20 protein-coding genes are annotated in these 22,154 nt (G+C 59.5%); 5 read left to right on the top strand and 15 right to left on the bottom strand.

Annotation, left to right across the window (positions count from 1 at the left end; genetic code table 11):
• Positions 1–786 precede the first annotated feature (786 nt).
• On the top strand, positions 787–1,710 hold the full coding sequence (locus tag AC4CWF_RS02450; RefSeq protein WP_491283558.1) for an SIR2 family protein: 924 nt from the start codon (positions 787–789) through the stop codon (positions 1,708–1,710).
• Positions 1,707–4,469, top strand: coding sequence for a hypothetical protein (locus AC4CWF_RS02445; protein WP_491283557.1), 2,763 nt, complete (start codon positions 1,707–1,709; stop codon positions 4,467–4,469). Before AC4CWF_RS02450 ends, AC4CWF_RS02445 begins: the two co-directional genes overlap by 4 nt.
• Before the next feature lie 502 nt (positions 4,470–4,971).
• On the opposite strand, the gene AC4CWF_RS02440 is transcribed toward AC4CWF_RS02445, so the two are convergent.
• On the bottom strand, positions 4,972–5,811 hold the full coding sequence (locus AC4CWF_RS02440) for a DNA adenine methylase (RefSeq protein ID WP_491285162.1): 840 nt from the start codon (positions 5,809–5,811) through the stop codon (positions 4,972–4,974).
• A gap of 415 nt (positions 5,812–6,226) precedes the next feature.
• Here AC4CWF_RS02440 and AC4CWF_RS02435 point away from each other — a divergent pair, with 415 nt between their 5' ends.
• On the top strand, positions 6,227–6,439 hold the full coding sequence (locus tag AC4CWF_RS02435; RefSeq protein WP_491283556.1) for a hypothetical protein: 213 nt from the start codon (positions 6,227–6,229) through the stop codon (positions 6,437–6,439).
• A gap of 124 nt (positions 6,440–6,563) precedes the next feature.
• On the opposite strand, the gene AC4CWF_RS02430 is transcribed toward AC4CWF_RS02435, so the two are convergent.
• The 12 genes from AC4CWF_RS02430 to AC4CWF_RS02375 are packed head-to-tail and all read right to left on the bottom strand — an operon-like array spanning position 6,564 to position 15,459.
• Complete coding sequence (locus AC4CWF_RS02430) at positions 6,564–6,908, bottom strand: hypothetical protein (RefSeq protein WP_491283555.1); 345 nt, start codon at positions 6,906–6,908, stop codon at positions 6,564–6,566.
• Positions 6,892–7,344, bottom strand: a complete 453-nt coding sequence (locus AC4CWF_RS02425) for a hypothetical protein (RefSeq protein ID WP_210105706.1) — start codon at positions 7,342–7,344, stop codon at positions 6,892–6,894. The genes AC4CWF_RS02430 and AC4CWF_RS02425 overlap by 17 nt, the downstream gene beginning before the upstream one ends.
• Complete coding sequence (locus AC4CWF_RS02420) at positions 7,341–7,583, bottom strand: hypothetical protein (protein WP_491283554.1); 243 nt, start codon at positions 7,581–7,583, stop codon at positions 7,341–7,343. Before AC4CWF_RS02420 ends, AC4CWF_RS02425 begins: the two co-directional genes overlap by 4 nt.
• Positions 7,468–7,704, bottom strand: a complete 237-nt coding sequence (locus AC4CWF_RS02415; RefSeq protein WP_491283553.1) for a hypothetical protein — start codon at positions 7,702–7,704, stop codon at positions 7,468–7,470. Before AC4CWF_RS02415 ends, AC4CWF_RS02420 begins: the two co-directional genes overlap by 116 nt.
• A gap of 1 nt (position 7,705) precedes the next feature.
• Positions 7,706–8,647: a glycoside hydrolase family protein gene (locus AC4CWF_RS02410; protein ID WP_491283552.1), complete on the bottom strand. Its 942-nt coding sequence runs from the start codon at positions 8,645–8,647 to the stop codon at positions 7,706–7,708.
• Positions 8,648–8,703: 56 nt separating this feature from the next.
• Positions 8,704–9,243, bottom strand: coding sequence for a hypothetical protein (locus tag AC4CWF_RS02405; RefSeq protein ID WP_491283551.1), 540 nt, complete (start codon positions 9,241–9,243; stop codon positions 8,704–8,706).
• Positions 9,243–10,511: a hypothetical protein gene (locus tag AC4CWF_RS02400; RefSeq protein WP_491283550.1), complete on the bottom strand. Its 1,269-nt coding sequence runs from the start codon at positions 10,509–10,511 to the stop codon at positions 9,243–9,245. Before AC4CWF_RS02400 ends, AC4CWF_RS02405 begins: the two co-directional genes overlap by 1 nt.
• The gene (locus tag AC4CWF_RS02395; protein WP_491283549.1) at positions 10,511–10,729 is read right to left on the bottom strand and encodes a hypothetical protein; all 219 of its coding nucleotides are present in this window, start codon (positions 10,727–10,729) and stop codon (positions 10,511–10,513) included. The genes AC4CWF_RS02400 and AC4CWF_RS02395 overlap by 1 nt, the downstream gene beginning before the upstream one ends.
• A 4-nt stretch (positions 10,730–10,733) precedes the next feature.
• Positions 10,734–13,673, bottom strand: coding sequence for a phage tail protein (locus AC4CWF_RS02390; RefSeq protein WP_491283548.1), 2,940 nt, complete (start codon positions 13,671–13,673; stop codon positions 10,734–10,736).
• Between the two features lie 36 nt (positions 13,674–13,709).
• A complete protein-coding gene (locus tag AC4CWF_RS02385) occupies positions 13,710–14,144 on the bottom strand; it encodes a GNAT family N-acetyltransferase (protein WP_491283547.1) in 435 nt (144 codons plus the stop codon).
• A complete protein-coding gene (locus AC4CWF_RS02380; protein WP_491283546.1) occupies positions 14,144–14,809 on the bottom strand; it encodes a hypothetical protein in 666 nt (221 codons plus the stop codon). The genes AC4CWF_RS02385 and AC4CWF_RS02380 overlap by 1 nt, the downstream gene beginning before the upstream one ends.
• A 5-nt stretch (positions 14,810–14,814) precedes the next feature.
• Positions 14,815–15,459, bottom strand: coding sequence for a hypothetical protein (locus AC4CWF_RS02375; protein WP_491283545.1), 645 nt, complete (start codon positions 15,457–15,459; stop codon positions 14,815–14,817).
• 833 nt (positions 15,460–16,292) lie between these two features.
• Here AC4CWF_RS02375 and AC4CWF_RS02370 point away from each other — a divergent pair.
• Entirely contained in the window at positions 16,293–17,246 is a 954-nt protein-coding gene (locus AC4CWF_RS02370; protein ID WP_491283544.1) for a hypothetical protein, read from the top strand.
• Positions 17,247–17,301: 55 nt separating this feature from the next.
• Here the strand turns inward: AC4CWF_RS02370 and AC4CWF_RS02365 are convergent, their stop codons facing one another.
• On the bottom strand, positions 17,302–19,992 hold the full coding sequence (locus AC4CWF_RS02365) for a tape measure protein (RefSeq protein ID WP_491283543.1): 2,691 nt from the start codon (positions 19,990–19,992) through the stop codon (positions 17,302–17,304).
• 235 nt (positions 19,993–20,227) lie between these two features.
• Here AC4CWF_RS02365 and AC4CWF_RS02360 point away from each other — a divergent pair, with 235 nt between their 5' ends.
• Positions 20,228–21,205 carry a hypothetical protein gene (locus AC4CWF_RS02360; RefSeq protein WP_491283542.1) on the top strand — a complete coding sequence of 326 codons (978 nt, stop codon included), beginning with the start codon at positions 20,228–20,230 and terminating at the stop codon, positions 21,203–21,205.
• Positions 21,206–21,525: 320 nt separating this feature from the next.
• Here the strand turns inward: AC4CWF_RS02360 and AC4CWF_RS02355 are convergent, their stop codons facing one another.
• Positions 21,526–22,134 (bottom strand): LysE/ArgO family amino acid transporter, encoded by a 609-nt coding sequence (locus tag AC4CWF_RS02355; protein ID WP_491285160.1) that lies wholly within the window; start codon positions 22,132–22,134, stop codon positions 21,526–21,528.
• Positions 22,135–22,154 lie beyond the last annotated feature (20 nt).

The raw sequence follows: 22,154 nt of genomic DNA, 5'->3' as shown, positions 1-22,154 counted from the left end.
TCCTTTTTTCAGGATGATAGGTTGTCTTCGCCGTCTGGGCTTGCTCTCTCACATGCATCCAATTCCAATGAATCTCGGCGGTCTGGTCCTCGAGGACGGCGGCGACCCGGAGGGCCTGCGAAGCTGCTGCGCAATCAGATACTTAGAAAAAGGGTTAGCCAGCCATGTTCATATATTGCTCCAGAAACTGGGCTAACCGCCTGCGCCTTGGACTACAGATCTCATTCAATAGCAGCGGCACCTATGGAGCCGGAAGCACGCTGTTCGATTTTGGCGGCCCAGGGTGAATACCTGGGTATGCGCCGCCGACCACCATTGTCGCTTTCGAGCTAGTTGCGAGCGGTCAGGCTACTCGTCACCGCCGTGTCAAACTTGTCATTCGTATTGGAATCGGCTTCCAGGCTTCATGATGCAGGAGGCAAAGGCAGCATCTAGCTGTTCAATCGAAAAACAGGGCAATAGATTGAAGAAAAGGATTCGTGACCTGAAGGCTTAAGGGCTGTGCCAGACAATACGATTGTTGAGGATAGAGTTATACAATTAGGCCGCGGGCTATCCGCAATCCCGGAGCGGCTCCTTCTGGCTCATGCGCGGGGGGAGGTCCTGTTCATTTGCGGTGCAGGCATCTCCCGGCCCGCCGGGCTTCCGGATTTTCGTCAACTTGTACTCGACGTCTATGCCAAACTCGATGCTTCGACGCACAGCGTCTTGACGGGCTTGCCACCGAGAGCTTGCAACCAGTGGCAGGCCAATTGTGCTGGCCTGACAGATCGGCAGACAGCGGAAGTGAAACGGTTCATCTCAGGGGACTATGATGTTGTCCTCGGCATGCTTGAGCGCCGATTAGACGATCAGACACGTGGCGATAGCCAGGTGAGGCGCACAGTAGCGGCGATCCTACGTTCAGGTGCAGCAAGCCCAGCCGCGATCCACAAGGCGCTCATTGCCCTTGCCGATCGCGGCGGAGCCAAGACCATCGTGACAACAAACTTTGATCTTTTACTTCAAACCGCCGCGCAACGGCTTCGGTCACCCTTAGAGACCTATTCGCTCGGCTCGATCCCAAGGCCATCGCGGAATTCTGAGTTCTCTGGCGTGCTTCACATCCATGGCGCGCTCGACAAGCGCTCCGAACGAACTTCTGAAGTTGTTTTATCCGATCAGGATTTCGGCGAGTTCTATCTGCGCCGCCGCGTTGTTCCGGATTTCATCTACGATGCTGCGCGCCTTTATCATTTGGTGCTGGTCGGCTACAGCGCCAACGATCCGCCTATGCGTTACCTGCTCAACGCGGTCGCAGCGGACGGCAAACGGTTTGACGATCTGAAGGAGCGCTTCACTTTTTTCGGCACGAACTCGCCTGACCCGGTCGCAGTTGCGGACTGGAATGGGCGCGGTATCACACCGATCCACTACGACTCAGCGAACGACCACCACGCGCTAAGGGCGACCCTAGAACGATGGGCGGCTTTGTCTGCGATCAATGGGAAGAAAGAAATCGTCGATGCAGAATTACGAAGAATTGTAAGAACATCGCGGTCTGCTGCTAAGGACCCTGACCGCGACCTATTTGACCATTTCTTCCGGAGAAGCAACGCAAGCGAACGCGTGCGTCTTTCGGCGCTCGTTTCCGACGCGAAGGCAGAGCTCAGCTGGCTCGATGCAGTTATAGAGATTTGCGCTGAAGCCGCGTGGGGGCGGAAGCCATGATCCGGCCCTGGGCTTCTCTTGATCCGCGAGACCGCGAGACGTTCCGAGCGGTAATCGCCTTCCTGAACAAGCGCCTTGCTGAGCAAGGAACGATCGATTGGGCTCTGAAGCTCAAAGCCGGGCAGCGGGTGGAGCGTATTGCAGTTGAGGATTTGTTGACCGCCCCAGTTGCGCACAATCTTCCAGAACCATGGGCCTCGGCATGGCGGCTGATCGAAGAAAGCTGGGCAGCGCCTTATTCGGACGGAAACCATGGAACTGCTATTTACGACATTCAGAAGCGGCTACAGGGAGGAGATCGGTCCGGTGCAGCGATCGCCGCAATTGTTGATCTTGTTGCGCCGAGACTTAAAGTCGAGCCGATTGATGCGTGGCGATGGACCTACATCAAGAAACCGCGCAAGCCGAAGATGGTCGAGGACATTCTGTCAGCCGGCCTGACGAGCGGAGATCTGGTTGATCTGAATATACTCGAACTGGCTAACCTCAATGATGTCGCTTTTCTGACGTCGCTGGCCAATGCGCTGGAAGCCGCCGTCAATCACGGCCTCGACACTGCTCGCAGACTGGGCTGGGATGGACAAAGGCGCCTATGGCAACTTGGCGATATGAGACGCGCCTACTACGTAGCTAACGCTCCAAAAGCGCGCGAGGATGGTGACCCAGACGCGTACCATCGTGGCATCGCGCCATCAGTGAAGCTGCTGCATGCCGTCGTCGCTAGAATTTCGGAAATTGATCTCGCTGGTGCGCGGAGTTTTGCTGGGCGCTGGAGGCTGAGTAGCTCGCCGGTTCATCTTCGTTTGTGGGCTGCGATCTCTCGGAACGAACAGATTACGCCCGCTGGAGAGGTGTCAGCCTTCCTCACTGCCCTCGATCAGCACCGGTTTTGGGATGTGCAGGGGTTCCCGGAAATCGCTGAGCTTCGCGCCGTCCGATTCCGCTACATGAACGCACAAGAGCAAGCCGCAATAGTCGCCAGGATTCAGAAAGGCCCTCCGCGGGATCGTTGGCCGAAGAAAGTGGATGCCGCGGAGGTAAAGAATGCACGGCTGTTTTGGTCCTTGCGGGAACTACGGCGCATCGAAGTCGGCGGAGGTGTCTTACCGGATCGAGTTAAGACTTGGCTTGATGCGCGGACGGCGCAATTTGCCGAACTCGCGGAGATGACAATCGATGAAGGTTTTTCCGGCGGGGTTACCGTCACTAGTCGTGAAGCGAAACCGGATGCGAAATTCGATACGGTTTCAGGCGTGGAACGGCTCAAAGCGCTCGAAGCAGCCTTGGGAACCGGACGTCGTGGCTGGGATGATGATCCAGCGGAACGCGCCAACGACTGGATCAACCAACGGGGCAATGCAGACAAGGTGCTAGCTGACTTCGAGACCACGAGGAATGGTGGCGACGACTTCCCGAAGGTCTGGAACCGCTTTGGCTGGGCGCATAAATTGCGCGAGCAAGCCGGCGATGAGGCACAGGATGCACTGCTAAGCAGAGAGGCTGGCAGGGTTCTCGGCTTGCTGAACCAACTGTCCGATACAGCCTTTTCGAGCTCGATCGATGGAATTTGTGCCTGGCTGGATGCTTGGGAGAAGCTCGCCGTTCAGCTGCCATTGATCTTGCCGATCTGGCTTCGTCTCTGGCCAATCGCGGTTGAGGTCACGAATGGAAGGCCCGAAAATGTGGAAGGTGAGGACCTGAGCGTTGTCGCGCGCGCTGGAGATGATGACCGCCAGTCGATGGATCTCGACACGCTCAACACGCCTGCTGGCAAGCTCGTTGGCGTGTTTCTGGCTGCATGTCCAAGACTGCCGCCGGGAGCACAAGCTTTTCCCGCAGATTCGATGGAAAGGCTAATGCGCGACATCGTCATTGCAGCGGAAGGCCGCAGTGGGCTTATCGCCAAACACCGGATGATCGAGTCGTTGCCCTACTTTCTGCGCGCTGATCCTGATTGGGCGCAGGAACATCTCATCGCGCCTCTGCTCAAGGATGATGGAGACGCTTTGGCGCTCTGGCGAGCGGTTGCAAGGCGCACGCACTTTACCGAAGTCTTGGAAAGCATTGGTGCGGCAATGGCCGAACGCGCGAATGATCGCCGATTGAGCCGAGAAACACGCCGTCGGCTAGTTTTCAGCCTCGTGATCGAATCCCTTCACGCTTTCCACGAGAACCGTGCACCTGCAGTGCCTAACCAACGCATTCAGCAGATGCTACGAACGCTGGATGATGAAGTGCGCGCATCGGCGGCGAATGCAATCCAGCAATTCGTTCTTGAACTCTCTGCGAATGCAGAAACCAAAGCACCAAAAGATGGCAAAGAGCAAGAAGACCCTGCAACCGCAGCCGCTCTCTTTCGCTCAAGCGCCGCACCGTTCCTTCGCGAGGTTTGGCCGCAGGAGCGTTCGCTGGCGACGCCTGGGGTTAGCGAGGCGCTTGCTGATCTTCCGGCGACATCAGGTGAGGCATTCGCCGAAGCTGTGGACACAATTACCCGCTTTCTCGTGCCTTTCCATTGCTGGTCGATGGTCAACTATGGCCTTTATGGCGACGATGGCGAAACAAAGAAGCTCGCCGTCATCAATGATGAAGCGAAGGCGCGGGCTTTATTGAAGCTACTTGATCTCACAGTCGGCACCTCGGAAGGTGCTGTCATTCCTCACGATCTCACTGATGCATTGGATCAGATTTTGAAGGTCGATCCTGCACTCTCGACAAGCGCAGTGTTCCGTCGCCTGGCTACTGCCGCTCGACGCTAGAAAATATGGCTGCGTTCCCCGCTCCGTACTACGAAGCGAACGGGCGGAAAACACCTCAAATTCTGATACTCTTTCTGGTTAGGCGAACGGCAGCTTCTAGAAAATTCCACGGCGAGCTGAATGGCCGATTTAAAGGCCCAAAGCAGCCACTCACCCCACGCCATAAACGACGCACTCCTTCACCCCCCTACCGCGCCGCCTTGGTCATCACCCACTCATTCGTCCCGATATTCCCACAGTTGCGACACCTGAGCTTCAACCGGATCTCCTCCAGCGGCTTCCTGGACCCAAACCGACGCTCCATTGCCCGGCGGTCAACACCCCCGCTCCTCCCGCATCGGCTGCACACTGCACCCAGCAGATACCATTCCGGCACGGTCTCAAAGGTCGCCGGCCTGTCAAAGACAATACGGCTGTAATCGTCAGGCCGAAGATTGATCCCGCGCCGGAGTTTCATGTTCTTCTTTTGTTCTAGTATTGAAGGCTCGTCAATCGGCGCACATCAAATCAGCGGCAGGTTTGCAATCGATGGGTGCCTGCCGTCCATGATGATTACCTCCCCCACCTCTTTGCCAGCACCACCGCGGATGGTGTAGGTGAGCGCCGCTTGCGCCATCGGATAGCGACTGAATATCTCCCTCACCTCTGGCGTATCATTCAGCGAGATCATGAAGCGGCCTTTGATCGAGGCCAGGCGCTCGGCCATCTCGGCAAAATCATCCCGGCTGAAGACGTTTTTTCCATAATCGTTCTCGCACCCATAATAGGGCGGATCGAGGTAGAACATGGTGCCGGGGCGGTCGTAGCGGTCGATGAACTTGCGCCAGTCGAGGCATTCGATGACGACCCCGGAAAGCCGCTCATGAACTTCCTCAAGGATCGGCGCCAGGCGGGTGAGGTTGAAGCGTGCGCCGCCTGTTGTATCGACACCAAAGGTGCGGCCGGTGATCTTTCCACCGAAGGCAAGCTTCTGCAGATAGAGAAAACGCGAAGCCCGTTCCAGATCGGTGAGCGTGCTCGGATCAAGCGACGCCAGGCGCTCGAACTCCCGTCTGGAGGTGATCTGGAATTTGAGCACATCCATGAGCTGGGGATAGTGCCGCTGCAGGATCCTAAACAGCGTCGTGACGTCGCCGGACACATCGTTGATGACTTCAGCACGCGGCACAAGCCGGCGCCGAAAGAACACGCCACCCATACCAGTGAAGGGCTCTGCATAGAGATCGTGGGGGATTTGTTCGAGCATGGAGGCGATCCGCGCCGCGAGCTGCTTCTTGCCGCCTAGATAGGCAGCAGGAGGAGAGACGGGACGAACCTCGGAAAAGTGAAAGCTGTCTTGCATTGTGTACGACCATATTTTCTGACAAACCGCCCCGGCCTGCGCAGGCAGCGGGTGCGGCAATGATCGTGAGTGATTGTCGAGCGGGGTATGACGCCAATCTGAACCCGCTGTTGCAGCCATGATGGCTGCGACCACCCGTGCCCGGGCGGCAGACCTTGGCCGGAAGGGAAAACCCTTCCGGCCATACATGGTGTTTTGAGAGACCTGATACGGTCGCCAAAATCTCGTCGCGCCGTTACGCCCGACGCTCACCGAATTCGACTGAGGGCGGTGCAGATGAGAACATCATCTGAAACGCTCATACGTTCTGTAGCCGCACGCGAAGCTGGCGCAGTCAGACGTTCAAGCGCACCATTGCCTATCGCGGGCGCTTGCCATAGCGTGCCGCCTATAGGTAGCGGAAAGAAACAGCTTCATGACCTTGCGAACCGGCACCATCGTGCTTGCCCTCCTGGCGGCAACCGCAACCTCAGCCTTCTGCGAGGATGCTCCGAATACGGTGCTGCAGACCGAAGCTACGGATGGCCTGCCGGATGAGGCAAAGCCGGTTGCGGTGCCAATCGTCAAACCACGCCCGGATGACAGTAAACTGGCAGATAGCATCGATGACGGTGCGGAGGGCGGCTGAAGAGCTAAAGGCGACGTCTGCATTCGCCCTCAGCTCATTCTGCCGGTGAATAACCCGAGTGCCTTCAGCACTCAACGCAGTTGCGAATGATCCCCTCGTTGCTTTGAAACTGCGTATGCGCCGATCACATATCGTCGCGCCGTTGCGCCCGTCGCAGCTCCCGCTCCAGCCGCATTTCCTCGCGAACCCGCCCCAGCTCGATCCCAACGATTTCATGCGCACGCGCCAGACGCTCTCCGATCTCGACTATGCGGTGCATTTCGGCGGTGTGATCCTCAAGCACGGCGGCTGCCCTATTCAACGCGGTTGGATCGACAATCACGGCTGCCACCTGTGCAGCGGCCGGTGAGGTTGCCGGCGATGTGCGCGCGCCCTGCATCAGGCCGAGGTGGCGAACGGCGAAGATAACCGCGATCGTTGCGCCGAATGTCATCAGAGCAAGTGGCGGCAGATTAGCCAGTTGTTCCATTGCGGATTTCCCCTTGATCGCGGGCTGCGCGATGAATGTTAATCAGCTCGCCAAGGGCAAACAGCGGGTAGACGGCAAGCCAGGTGCTGGCGACATCGGAGGAGGCAAAGCCGTAGGAGATGCCCGACCAGATGACGCAGCCGATCGCGGCCGAGAGCTGGCGGATCTGCGGTGTCACCCGTTCACGGGCACCGTTGATGACAAGGCCAATGATGCGCAGACAACCGATCAGCAGCATCGACCAGCCGAGGCAGTCTTCCGAGGGGACAAGATCGCGGAAGGACCAGAACTGCGGCTGATTGAACGTCTCGGCCGGCAACAGCAGCACCCAGCCGAACATGATCATGTGGCCGGCCATCATCCATTCCATCATGCGCGGGCCGAACCTGTGGCGGATGCGGATCCAGATACCGGGGCCGAGATAGCCTTGGCTCATGGCCTCCCCTCCCCGTGTGCGCCGCATTCGGGTTTTGACCAGACGTCAGCGGCACAGAGGGCAACGACGGTGCGGTCGATTCTGCGCTGGTCGGCAGGCGTTGCGCCACGCGCGCCGATCAGATCAGTTCCGACCACGCGGTGAAGTCCCGCGACACTTGCCGGCGCCGTAGTCCCACAAGCCGTGAGGGCAAGCGTCGAAACGAGCGCGAGCATCATCGGCATTGTTACCTGCTGCATTGTCCTGCCTTTCGATGGAGATGCGCGCATCATTGCCGGCCTGTTTCCAGAACCAGATCCCGAAGGCGCCAAGGATTGAGAGAGCCGCCAGGACGGCCGCGATTTTGACGGTCGCCGGCATGTCACACCTCGACCGCTTTGCCGCGCCAGGTGTTGAAGCGGCGGGCGATGAGATCGCGGTTGCGATACGCGACGTAGGCTAGGGCAATGACGACGGCGCCAACGGCCACCCACGCCCAGGGCAGACCCGCCGCCCAAGCGGCCGCCGCCGTCCCTGCCCCGCTGCTCCCGGCTTTCGTCAGTGCCTCACGGGCGGCCGAACCATCGCGCCGGAGCTGAGCGAGCGTTGCCGGCCCGATGATGCCATCGGCGACCAGGTGCGGATGCGCCCGCTGATAGGCAATGACGGCGGCCTTGGTCTTTTCGCCCATCCAGCCATCGATGGCACCGGGATTGAGGCCGGCGGCCGTCAGCAGCTCCTGCGCCTCACGCACGACAGGATCTTGCCCGGCAGGTTTGGTGTCGGTTGCCGTGCGAGGCGCACCTTCCGGCATTGCGCCGGACACACCGGTGTAAATGCCGGTGGCGAACAGCAGCGCCTCCTCCTTGCGCCGCCGCACCAGGCCGGGAAGCTTTTGACCGCCCGCCGTATTGTAGTGGCTGGCGAGGTAGTCGGCGGCCGCCTTCAGCTTGCCCGCCCGCCAAAGCTTTGCCCATTGCCACGTCATGGCGCCGACGCCGAGATTGAAGCAGGCAGAGGCGGCGGCATCGAGCTGGTACTGCGTGCGATCGCTCGGGCTGTTTGCTACCACGGCCGGCACGAACTCCGAGGCCATGACGGCATCGAGGATCGCGTCGGATTGTTCGGCGGTGACCCTGGTCTTTCCGGGGATGAGCTTGGTGATGCCGATCCTGGCCAGCTCACGCCGGCAGCTTTCGCTGCCCATCGTAAAGCCCGTGCCAATGGTCGGGATTTTGCGGCTATCGAGATAGCAGGTGAGCGGATTGCCTTCGAGCAGGCGCACGAAAGCCCTCCCCGGTGCGGAGATTGCGGTGACTGGCACGGATGCCTCCTTGGATTATGATTGAAGGTTGCGCGGGAATGCGCGTGCGGTTGGACCTAAAGCGTGGTTACAGGCCAACGGATCGGCGCGAGTTCGGAGACAATCTGCTCGACGGTCGGCTGCGGGCGCTCTCCCGCCTCGACCCTTGCCAGTTCGTCATAGGCAAAGGCCCAGACGCTATCGCGCCAGGCGATGAAGGCTTGCGCCTCGGCCGCCCAGCGCGGGTTGGTTGAGTTGGCGTAGGAGGCAAGACTGTTGCCGCTGTCATAGAGGCGAGCCTGCGCCGTGCGATCGACCGTTGCCTGAATGGCGGCCCGATAATCATCAAGGCTCAGTGGCGCAACATAGTCAGGCATGACGTCATGAGCGCAGGGTTCGTCATCCGGCCCATAGGGCACGATGACCTGCACATGAACGTCACCGTCCTGTCTGAAGACGGGAGCGGCAATAAGATCGCAGTCGATCTGTGCCTGCGTGCGAACTGCGGAAAGATCAAAGGCGTGACCGTTGATCGTCAGCGTTTCGCCTTGCGTGCTGCACTCGATGGTCAAGGCACCGTCACGACGCTGTGGTGTTTGATAAAGACGGATACCCATCAGAACCACCTCCCAATGGCAATATAGCCGGGATAGCCAGTTTCGGTTTGTCCAAGCGAAACCATCTGCAGAGCCGTGGCTTGGGTTGTCGTGTTTTGATTGGCGAGAAAAGGCCACACCGCTCCCGTTGTGGCGGACGTTCGAGCAATGACCGGGACAACAAAAGGCGGGGCCGAAAACACCGATGGAAACACCATCGATACCGGGCCAGTAAGGATATAGAACGGCCCGTAGGCCGCGGTCGCTGTCGATAAGGTCGGGCTTTTGGCCCAGCAGATCATGGTGCCGTCGGCATAACGCACAAAATCGCCATTCGCATTGCTGCCTCTCTCGATGATGGCCCCTGTTGGAACACCACCAGCTTGCGCGACCGATCCGAGGACATTGTCTTTCGCATAGGCTCCCGCCGCTTTGACCACGGCAAGCACGTCTGCGGCCGACAGCCCCTTCAGCGCCTTGCCACCATTGCCGTCAAAGCCAGCGACCTGGCCATTTGCAACGCCACCGGCAGGGCCGACCACATCCCCGGTTCCCGTGCCGTCGGCGCCTTTCGGCAATGACAGATCGAGCCGCACGGTATCGGCATCCACCTGCACCACGTTGACGGATGCCGGCTGGCCAGAGGCCAAGGTGGTGACAGGTCCAAACGTCAGTTCCGTCAGTGGTCCGGCAGGCCCCTGGACACCAGAGACGTAAAACGGCGCGCTCCAGTCAGCCGCTGTCGCTGATCTCTTGGTATAGAAGGCCGAGCGGTTATTGCCGGCATTGGCGACCAGCACCCGAAACCCTTTGGCCTCCCGATCATAGGCGGCGCGATCGGCCAGAGCTGCCACTTCCGCATCGAACTTCACCGCCTGGACGAGATCATCCTTGGCGATTGTGCCGAAGACGCCAGGACCCATGGCGATCGGGATCTGCTGCTCATCGAGCTGCAGCTCGGCAAGGCTGGTGAGGTTGCCCCTCGACAGTGAGGCAAACAGCCGGCGCATGGCATCAATGGCAATGACCTGCGGACTGGTCAGCTCGACCTTGTACGGCGCCTGCTGCTGCGATGGCCCAGGCCAGGCATCCGCCAGGGTGATTTGCGTATTGCTATCGACGCTTTCGATGAGGATGGGGCGACCAACATGGAGGCCGAACTTGTCGCCGGCCTTGATCGGGGACAGTCCGCCGTCTTCTGTCCGCCATCCGGTGCCAAGGCCGGTGACGATACGCTCGCCTTGCACGACCGACGCCGTGCCGGTGCTGTAATAGGCAGATCCTGCCATCACTCGTTCTCCTCGTGTTCGCTGCCACCTTCGGTACGCAGCAGTTTTAGATCAGCCTCAAGGCCAGTGATGGTTTCCGAGAGCTTTTTGTTCTCCTCGGACGCCACTCGAAGCGATTGCGCGAGGAAGAGATTGCGCTGCTTGAAGAACTCTTCACGCGCAGCCGCCTCCTGCAGGGCGACCATAGGATCGACCTGCATGCTGTTTCCTGTTGTCATGGGATCACCTTTTGTAGGCTGAAGCACAGATGGAACGCCCCGAGATGCGCAGCGAACCTGTCGTGTTGACGTTGAGGGAAAAGGTTGTTGCTGCCCGCCCGGCAGGCGGATCAAAGCGGTAAAACCGGGTAATTGCCCCAGCCACCCGAGTTGTGCTGTCAGTGCCATCGACGGTGAACTGTTCCAGCACCACGCCGTCCGTGTCGTTGCGGACGACACAAGACGTGTAGTTACTGCCGGTAGCAAAAAACGTGATGTCCACCCGCACGCGCGGAGATCCAACCCCGTGATTGAGGGTGACGGTGGTTTCGCCAAACTCGACAGCAGTGACAGCGCCAGCTTCAATGTTCGACGTGCCCACCACCAGCGAGCCGATAGTGGCATTCGAGATATCGACATTGCCGAGATTGGCCGACAGCGCCGACAGGCTGTTGACCTTGACCTGGTCGAGGTAAAGCACACCATTTTGAAACACGAAGGGCCGCGCGATAGTGGCATCGTCGTCGCTCACCATGACCACCTGCCCTGCCTTCATGATGATGCGCGAGGGCAAAGCGGGATTGGCCGGCACATCCATCAGGAAGGATGCCGCCCGGTACCGCCCATCGTTGACGGCTGCCTGAATGCCATAGCGCGCCGCATAACCTGCAGGTGCTGCAACCGCCGACCAGGCCACATTGACGCTGGCATTGTTGCCGCCAAGCGCCGCGCTCAGGTTTTGAACCCGGCCGCTTAGTGCCGCATTGGCATTGGCAACAATCTCGATATCGTCACTCAGCTGCGCAGTGGCCGCCCCAAAGCTCACCTCAAGCGTTTCCAGCCGGGTGGCAACCGCCTGCGTGGCCGTCAAACCGACCTCGATCTTCTCGCGATATTCCGCCCGAGCCGAACCCAGCGACACCGAAAGCTCGCGGCGGATCTCCTGGGACTGCGTAAACGCCTGCGTGGACAATTCCATCTGGCCGGCAATCAGGCCGTTGATGGCATCCTTTGCCGTTCTGACACCATCGCGCAGCCAGCCGAGCGCACCGTCGATGCCGGTGAGATCGATATCGACATAGACATCCTTGTCGGTCAGCAGGACGTTCGGCGTGGTGACCGGGATGAAGCCCGACCACAGCACCGGCCTGTCGCCCCGCGGGATATAGCGGGCACGCACCACATAGGCTTCTAAGGGCAATAACCCTTGCGAGATCAGCAGCGACCCCGCCTGTGGCTGATCGGTGCGGCCTTCATGGACGCGGTCAAGGCTTGCCTGCAGGCGCACCTCGTATTCGATGCCGATCACGTCATCGAGGCGGCCATCGGAATTATCCCAGGTGAGGCGAATGGCCGGCCGGCGATCGCGCCCGACACTGTCCTTGACGGTGGCCGGTTCCGCATACCAATCGACCAGGGCTTGTGGCGCCGGGCGAATGATGCCGACTGCGCCATCGACGGGCGGCTTGAACTCTTCCGATGACGTCCAGCCGTGGTCGGCCGGATCGACCTCTGTGATATCGATCATCACATCGAGATTGCCGCGATCGACAGCGCCATCGATCCGCATCAGCTTGTTCACATAGCCGTTACGCTCAGACGTCCAGGAGAACACCGCGCACGGCGTGGCATAGGCCCAGAACTTTGGCGGCAGCACGATCGTGTGCCGGCGAAACCGCCTTGCCTCCTCCAGCGCCGACTTCATCAGGCGCTGCACCTGCTCGGCATAGGGCACAAACGTCAGTTCGACATCGGCCATCAGACGGCGGTTGCCGTCATTGGCTTCGAGATCCGGCCGGTAAAGCGGCGGTGCAGTCTTGACGACCCAGCCATCGGCCGGCGACGGATAGGTGGCCGAGACGCCGTTGATGGTATCGGCCAAGCCGAGGAAGGGAGTAAACTCCTGTTCTTCGGTCGAGAGGATATCGTCATCGGTAAAGGCGATCACCGGTGCATCCGGCGCCCCGCAGTGAAGCGTATAGACGCCGCCGACTTCAGAGATCTTGCCGTGGCATGCTGTCAGCAGCGCTTCGAGTGCGGCAGTCAGCGGCGCCTGCACCTGCACTTCGCCACCGCTTCGGAAGGTGGCGACGATACCGCCCGCCTCCTGAATGCCGGCGCGGTTCTTGTTGATCTGGGCAATCCAGTTGGCGACAGGCAGTCGTGCGGCCGGCATGTTCTGCAGCCCGTAGAACCATTGGCCGTTAAACGTCAGGCCACGCAGGAGATTGTAGATCTGCACGGCCGGCAGGAAGTCGCCATCACCGCCCCAGGTGGCGGGATCGGCATAACGCTGCGGGCCATTGCCGCCGACCGAGCTGTCGCCCGAGGGATCGTAAAGCCGCAGCCCATCGATGACGAACTTGAAGGAGGGAACGCCGCTGAACATGTTCTGCGACACGCGCGCCGTGACGATCACATAGGCGACGCCTCGCCCGATGCGATCCGGGTTCCACCAGCGGTTATTGTTCGAGGCCGAGTTGAACAGAAAGCCATCGGCTGTGGTCTGCGTGCCGTCGTAGAATTTGACCCAGAGGCAGTCGGGATATTCGTTGATGGCATAGCCACGCTCGGACAGTGCCCCAAGCGTCACCTTCTCACCGTTCACGAAGACGTCCGCCAGACCCCGCACCGGCAGATCGGACACCGGGATGACCTGTGTGAGGAAGGCGTTCGGTGTATCGCCATCGCGGCCCCAGGTGTTCACCCAGGCAAGCGAGCCTGCCGTCATGGCACGGCCGAGGAGGAAGGACCGCGAGAGGTCGCCGCCGCCTTGCAGCGTGCCGTTGATCGAGAACGTCGGATCCTGCGGCTTGCCGGCCAGCGACTGCGCCAGCAGGCTGGTGCCAAGGCCCACGGCTGCCTTGAGGACAAAGGAGCCGATTGCACCAAGGCCGCCGATAAAGGTCGAGACAGCCGAGATCGCACCGCTGATCAAGGCAGCAGCGCCGGAGAAAATAGCCATTGATGTTCCTGAAGTATTTAAGCGCCGCTGCGGAAATCAGAGAACGAGCGGTTTTGCGAAATGGGTTTCGATCGGCGCATAACCGCGCCGCTCAAAGATCCGCGAGACGTCATTGCTGGAAAGCGACGCCATGCCCGCCGAGCTGCAGCCGATACCTTTGGCCCAGTTCTCATAGGCATCGAGCATGGCAAGCCCCAATCGGCCGCGGGCTTTGGAAGAGACAAACCAGACGGTTTCCTTGGCCATGCGACCGGCGCCAAACGGATGTTCATAGGCAACGGCCAAGAGGATGCCGCAAGCCGGCTCGCCAGCGACCAGCACACAGGCCATGGGTGAGGCCAGGTGCTGTTGAAACAGCCGGTCGGCATAGGCTGCCTGGAACGGGAAGGTGAAGCCGGCCGCCGCATGGCTTTCGCGCAGGAGCGCCACCACGCGGTCGCGGTCTTCTGGGCGAGCGTGACGAACCGTCATCAGAAGAGGCCTAAAAACTTCTTGCGCTTCTTCTGGGTCGGCACGACGCCCTTTTCCGAGCCCCAGAAGAACTCCCATTCCGTCACCGTGTCGGCATCCTGATAGAACATATCCCCGGCCTGGCGCAGGATCTGCGTGGCATGGCTGCGGGTGACGGGATTGGAGCGGGTCATCTCTTGTGTGTGGCTGGCACAGGTCATGGTCACAGAGCCCACCTCGTTCTCGGACGGCGTCTTGATCACCACCTGGTCGATGACGCCGACAAAGCGGCATTCGGCCGGCGCCACCATCTGGCGCGTGTCGGGATCGAACAGGCCGCGATAGATCTCCACCCTGCCCTGTTTGCAATCGTAGAGCCGAACAAGCGTCTGGACGTGTTCGCTCACCTGCGACATGCGGATGGTGACGTTCTGCACCGAAAGATTGGCAACAAGCGGAATGTCATCGACACCGATCAGCGTTCCTGATCCATACCAGTCGCGGGTAACAGGAATGCCGGTATCGGGATGGATGACGGCAGCAGAAATATTGCCGACGTCCGACCACACGCCATCGGTCACCGGTGCGCCGCTTGCCCGATCGCGAACGGTAAACCAGATGAAGTCACGGGCAACCAGCTCGCGCGCCTCAAGGGCGGCAAGGTTCTGAGCCGAGATGTTACGCATGGATGTTACCTTGCTTCGATCGCCTGAAAGCTGATCGCCCCTCGCCCCGTGCCGGGATCGGCAGACGAGGAGACCGAGCCCGGCACCACCGTCATCAGGCAGGCGGGTTGTTTGACGGTGACGGCAACAGGGGCGGAAACCCCTGGCCAAAGATGCGGACGGATCTCGAACTGCGGAGAGACGCCATTCTCATCCACCACAGCCGCTTCCACGACCTGGTGCAGATCCTTCTCCCCGATCTGGAGATAATCCCCGATCGAGAAGCGGTAGCCGGCTGGAAAACCGGACACCGAGACAGCCTTGCGATTTGCGGCAATAGTTGCGATCGAGCCGACGCCGGCAAAGGCGTCTCCCATCAGCCATGACCCTTTGGGATAGGCAATGGGAAACCAGCGGATTTTTGGAAAGGCCCGGAACGTCTTCAGGCCGTTTTCCAAGGTCGTCAGCCGTGCGCGCCAGTAGTCCAGCTCGTTCGGCTTCAGGCTGCGGGATTGCGCTGACAGCCGCCACAGCGGTGACCCGAAGTCCTTCACCACGGTTCGACCGCCGGCCGTGCGTGATTGCTCCTGGCGCCACAGAAGATCGAAATCGGTGGTGATGCCGGGGAGGCTTGCCAGGAAGGGTTTGTCGAGCGGATAGGTGATGGGCATGGGGGCCGGCTCTGTGTTCGGTTGAGAATAAGGACAGTTTCGGGGAGCGGTGAATGATGCGCTTTCAGAGCAAGGGGCCGCTTTGGGAAATATTTGGGGTGGTGCAACGACCAGAGTGCCGAGCGTAAATGAACGCTTACCGCAATACTGTTACCGCCTGTCCACACTCTACTTAGTCAACCAAGTGGCGAACACGCGCCTGCTAGACACGCAAATATTCTCGATTTATCGTTTCTGGATTAATCCAAAATATTAATAATGGCCGACCAGTGACGGAACATTTCGACGATATTAGACTACCGCACTTTTCTATAACGATGGACGATGGACGGCTCGCATGGCCAGTTGCCGAAGCCAACGGCGTGACGCTTGAGGAATTCTACTATCGCCTCAGTATGCGCTGGTCCGGCCAAAAAGCGGCAACGCATACGGCGCCTTCAAGGCAGAGAAGATCGCCACCACAGCGGCCATCGCTCAAGCTGTCGACGTTCCTCGCCGATGGTCGATTGGCTTGGCCCGTTGCCGCATCAAGAGGCGTCAGCGAGACCCTGTTCTATGCCCGGTTAAAAAGGGGTATGACGCCAGATGAAGTGGTATTTACACCGGTGATGTCGCGGGGGTGGCGGCGGCACCGACGTTAGTAGATCGGTTAAATGGGAGACGCGGGCTCTATGACGAAGAGCTCAATTAGGGCCCTCGCCGCCCGTATCGATTCAAGTTTCCCGCAGCATTACGCCCTGAGTTCTGAACAAGGTTATGCAGAAAGAATCCACAGGATCCTAGTGTAAATACGCCGGCGTGCTGTATGGTAAAATAGGTCAGGAGGCCCGTGCATGGACTCGAAGACACCCCCGACTGCAAACGGATCATTATCCGCGCCTTCACCGAGCCCGGATCAGCAGGATTTGCTGCCGCCTGCTACGACTAATGTCATTACGCCCGCTCCAGAACCGAATAAAGAACCGTCGCTATTTCACATAATTAAATCGATGACTGTCCGCGAGTGGGTGGCCGTTATCAGCACGGTGTTTGTTGTTTTGAGCACGGTCGTTGGCGCCGCCACGTCGATTGGGAAAGCCCGCGAAAAAGAGCAAAGGGACGCCCTGATACAAGCAGCGCTGGTTCCGCTCCAAACGGAGCTAAAAGCAGCAACGAACAACTTGGCAGCCGCACAGGGGGAGAATGCGAGGCTAAAGAGCGCGAATGGTGCGATGGAAAGTCAAATGAACGTCTTGATCACCAGACTTCAGGCTGAAAATGCGTTCTCCCTCTTTGCAGAGGAGTACATCAACTACCTTGCGGCTCCTTCGAGCACGACCCAAAACATCCTAGCCGACTTGGTCTGCAAGCTATATCGCGACAGCCAACAGGCGAGCACCAACGTTAGTTTCACGCCGGTACGAATAGAGGAGATAGTGCGCGGGGATTTCGCGACCAGCTTGGATGATCTGGCCGCCAGCGGTTACAACGTTGATGTCTTGAAGGAACTTCGCCAGCTGCAGACGGAAGGGCGGGTCACCCGACCTATGCCCGAGGTGTCGCATCTCATCGGGCGGTCCGTGTCACCGCAAATCTCGCTGCGGCCAGTGGTGTCGCCTCAAACCATACCTCGTCCGATTCTACGAAGTGAAGATGCCGCTCCGATCATCGCACAAGCTACAAAGCAAATCGAAGGTGCAACCGGCAGATTGATTAAGATCGTGACCTTTCCCGGCCACCCACCTTTCACCATGCCGGCACCCATTGCAGCACAAGTGCATTCGGATCCAAGTTGCCGGATCCGCTAACCGAACGAAGAGCGTAGCCGCTGTGCTTTGCCATGGAACGCCAGTTGCGCCACGTTCACCGCAACTTCACATTCTTCCCCGGCGCCTCCCGCACAGTCGTGAGGATGGTTGCCTTGAGGTCGCGCTGCGTTCGCTTGAGGCTTTCATCGATCCGTTTGACCGCCTCGACATCGGCGCCACGCGCATCGATCACAGGCGCGAAGGTCATGCTCATGGCCCCAGACGACGCTCGCATCTGCGACATGTCGGGCAGTTTCGGCATCGACGGCACACGCGGGACGATCTTGCCGTTTTGATCCGGAACGAACAGTTCCGGGCGGTTTTCCCCGACGACATAGGGCTGCCCCTTGCGCACCGGCCCGCCTGTGGCACGGAACATGTTGCCGAAACCGGAAAACAGGCTGCCAAACGCGCCGCCGCCCGAACCGCCTGAGGCCGGCTTAAATAGCGAATCAAAGGCACTGCTGAGCAGCATGTTACCGAGCTGCTGGGCGAGATTGGCAAGTGCATTGCCGAGGCTCTTTGCCCCCGTGATGGCATCAAGCGTATTGCTCTTGAAGTTGTCGTAGAACTCACGTGCGGCATCATCGGCGCGGTCCTGCGCTTCGGTGACCTGGCGCAGGATATCGGCCTGGCGCGCATAGGCGTCCGAGGCCTCATCGATCTTCTGCCGCTGCTCGGCGGAAAGCTGGATGCTTTCCAGATCCGTTGCCCCCTTGCGCCGCGCCTCCTCGCGCAGATCGGCAAGTGCCGACTGTTCAAGGTCGAGTGCCAGGCGCCGCTTTTCCTGCTCCCGGTAGGATTGCCCGACGATGTTCTGTTCCTCGATCAATGCCGCCGTGCGGTCGCGGATCGCCTGAATATCGCCGTCAAACCGGCTGTCAGCCGTTGGCTTGATCGAGCTGGAGCCCGAGCGCCCGGATTTGTTGCGGGCTTCGGATGCTGCGACATTGGCGGCCGCCTGTGCCTTGATCTGATCTTCCGGCAGGAAGCCGCCCTTTTCCGTGAGATCCTTGCGGATCGAGGCGATTTCCTTCTCGATCGCCAACTGCTCACGGCTCAAACCGTTCTGGCGCTGGGCTTCTTCCGAATAGGCCTTGCCGATCCGCAGCATCTCCTCGCCTTGCGCACGCGAGGCGGCATATTGCTTGTAGCCGGCAATCTGCTCTTCCGAGAGTGTTGAACCCGTCGTGCCAGCCAGTTCCGCACGGGCAGCCTTGGCGCCTTCAACGACCTCTTTGAGACGATCCAGCAGCGGCGCAAATGCATCCGCCACCCCCTGAAAATCAGGGTTCGAATTTGCCAGCGCATAAAGTGCGTTCTTGGCACCGGCTGCGCTGACGCTGCCATTGTCGAGACCGGCTTTCAGTTCTTCAAGCTGGGCGAGCTGTGCCGGCGAGATCGTATCGCGATCGACGTTCCTGAACAGATTGTCGAACAGATCGGAAACCGCTTCGGAGGCTTCAGCCGCCGCGTTGGTGGTTGCAGCCACTTCCTTCTGCAGCTTATTGACCAGCACCGCGTTGATACGGTCGCCGGCATCTTCCGTCTTTTGGGCAGCTTCGTTTGCCGCCTCGCCCATGCGCTTCAGGCGCTCTTCAAACAGAGCCGCCCCTTCGCTGGCTTCCGCGGAGCCGGAATAGAACAGCGCCAGCGCCCCGACAGCCGTGGCGCCGATCACGGCACCAATCGGGCCGGCGGCGACCGTGAGGCCGCTCATGGCAGTGGCGAGACCGGCAATGGTGCCGGCCGCACGAATGGCGGCCACAAACCGGAAGACCGCCGTGGTGGCGAGGCCGAGGCTTGCAATCATTCCAGCAATGGAGCGGCCGACCAGGGCGCCGGCAATGATTGCGGCGACCTTCAGCACGACATCCGCCGTCTGCTCGAAATTGTCAGCAAGCGCATTGAGGCCGGCGACCAGGCGCGCGCTGGCGCCAAGGCTTTCATCGGTCTGGCCGATATATTTGGTGAAGGCGTTGTTCACCTTCGTCATGCCTTGCTCGATCGTCTGCGTGGCATTGGCGGCCATGGCCTGAATGCTCGGCAGCCCCTTGAGGAAAGCCTGAAAGAACTGCTGTCCCGACACCTTGCCGTCGTTGACCAGCTGTTTCAGCTTCGACACAGATCCGCCGGCCTCATCGAGACCGTTGGCGACCGCCATCAGGATCGGCCGTGCGCCTTCGTTGATCGAGTTGAATTCTTCCGCCTGCACGCGGGTCTGGCCGAGCAGCTGCCCGAGCTGGGTCAGCGCGCCGGATGCTTCAGCTGCGCTCTTACCCTCCACCTTCAGTGCCGTTGCCACGCCGTCCGAGAACTTGAGCAACTCGCCCTGGCTTGCGCCCAGCACGTCGGAGGCCTGCGAAGCCTTGCCGAAAAGATCTGCCAGCGCCCCGATCGGTGCGGCATTGTCCTGCGCCGACTGATACAGGCGATCGAGAACCGCCGTCTGGTTATCGCCAACCACGCCGGCCACCGCCAGGCTGTTCTTTGCCGTGGTCCAGGCGTCGGCATATCGCTGGACGGCATCCACCGACAGCGCCGCGCCAATGCCGAGCAATGGCGTCGCGAGGCTATGGGCCATGTTGCGGCCGATATTGTCGAGCCGCTTGTTCGTCGCAAGCCACGTCGTCTCGACCTTGCGCGCCGTCTGCGCCGTGACGCCGTTGACCTTCTGCAGGTCCTTCATGAAGGGGTTGAGCTCCATGCGCATGACAGCGCGAAGCTCATCAAGGGTGACGGCCATGATGTGTCCTGATTGGGTTTTATGAGTTCTGAAAAGGGGCCGACTAGCGGGTGCGGGCGTGCATTCCGGGCATCAAGGCCACCGCTGCGAACATGCGGAACGCTAATCAGCCACATCAGAGAAGGTCGGACTAACTTAGTATAATTACGTATTTTTGGTTATAAAAATTTGTATATTATCGTCATGCCCAAATATGTAAGGTCTTTTATAATAGCGACAACATTCGGAGGCACATATGGTTGAAATGCCATGGCGAAGTGCGGCCCGCCTGTTTAGGATGCAAGGCGCTCGCCCTGCAGTATTTTCCCTGGTAGTTGCCTTTGTTATAGCTGTTTTAGACAGCGCGACCACAGCTGTCATTCCCGCCCTAGGCACTTGGCTCAGGGACGCCCTGTGGCCACCGGCTTTCACTGTAGAGCTAACAACATCAACGAAGATAACAGGCGTCTCCCTTTCTTCGCTTGAAGATGAAACAGAACACGACGTCAAATTCACGCAACGCGGTGACAAATATCTCACCATAAATGCAGCGACCGGCAATTATTATATGACTTTGCGTCAGCAGACCGACGGTGTTGAGCGAAAGCTGATTACCAAGGCGGACCTGCTTGTCGGCGGCCAAACGGTGACTGTGAAGACAGAGACAAGCAATTGGGCATCGGTTCAAGAACTTAAGAGCATCGGTGACACCGCGGCCACGCCAGGAGGCGTGCTCAAGTATACCCGCTGGACAAGCACAAAGGATGATGAGCTATCGCTTCTCGGCGCAACGGGTGCAACAGGGCGAATATTGAAAGCGGCATTTGGCGAACTCGGCGTTCACGAGAATGACTCCACGGCCGATGCAGAACGTATCGCGCAATATTGGAAGGCAGTCCCGAGTTGGCCGAAATCCCAGAATACAGCGGGCGTCCCATGGGGTGGCACGTTCTTGAGCTGGGCAGTTGAAGAGGCAGGCGTAGCTTCACCGAAGTCGGCATCTTTTTTCGCTTGGCAAAATTGGGGCAAAGCGGTCCAGAGAGATGAAGCCGTTCCCGGAATGATCGGCATCGTTCCCCAAAGCGAGCTGACGCAGGCTCCCAGCCGACTGCTAGTCGGCATAATTTTGCGCCGGTTGCCGGAATGCACGGAAATCGTGGCGGGCAACGTTGCTGATCGCGTTGTCGTGACCTGCGTCAAAGACGACAGGATGATGGTTCGGGCACCTATCTAGTAGATTTCTCCGGTCGCCTGGACGCCCTCAACTCTGGAGCAGAGATCCCGCTCCCTTACCCCGCCAACCTCCTCAACATCTCCTGATGCTGTTCAAAGCTCGGTGGCTCCGGCACCTCGTCCGCCCCATTGGCCTTGGCATAGCCATCGGCGCAGGCAGCAAATGCCCATAACATTATGCTGTCCACCTCAGACGGCGCAAACCCCATGATGGGGCCGAGGCCATATAAGTCCGCGAAGACCAGGCGCCCTCGCCTTACCTACATTTCAAGGCGCGAAGAAACAGAGGGTTGATCATCCGATCTTTCCTATTCTGGATGTTCAAATGCCGGTCAGCAGCTTGAACGCAATCAGCCACATCACGCATGCGATGACGGCTTCGAGAATGCGCCATGCCGACGGTCGCGAGAAGATCGGTCGAAGGCGAACTGCGCCATATCCCAAAGAGAAAAAGAAGAGGAATGAGCCTGTCGTTGCTCCGGCGGCGAACTCGAACTGGTGTCCCGGGAAACGAGTCGAGATCGTCCCAAGGAGCACGACGGTATCCAGATATACGTGAGGATTTAGCCAGGTTAGAGCGAGGCACATCGCCAAAGTTCTGGCGAAGCTCACCGACGTGCCGTCGTTAATCTCAAGAGCACCGGAAGCTCTAAGCGCGGACAGCAGGCTCTTCGCCCCGTACCAGAGCAGGAAGGCTGCCCCTCCGTACCGCATCATGGGATCGAGCCAAGGGAGCCACCGTACGATCTGCTGAAGACTGGTGACACCCAGAATGATCAAGATTGCGTCGGAAAGCGCACACACGAAGCAGACGGCGAAGACGTGTTCGTTCCGAAGGCCCTGACGCAGCAGAAACGCGTTTTGGGCACCGATTGCGACGATCAGGCTCAGCCCCATCGTCATCCCAGCAAGGAAGGCAGTTAGATTCATGGTGGCGACCTGATCGTCCG

This window comes from Neorhizobium sp. PAMB6630, from assembly GCF_058242775.1.
This window is presented reverse-complemented; position numbering and strand designations above follow the sequence as displayed.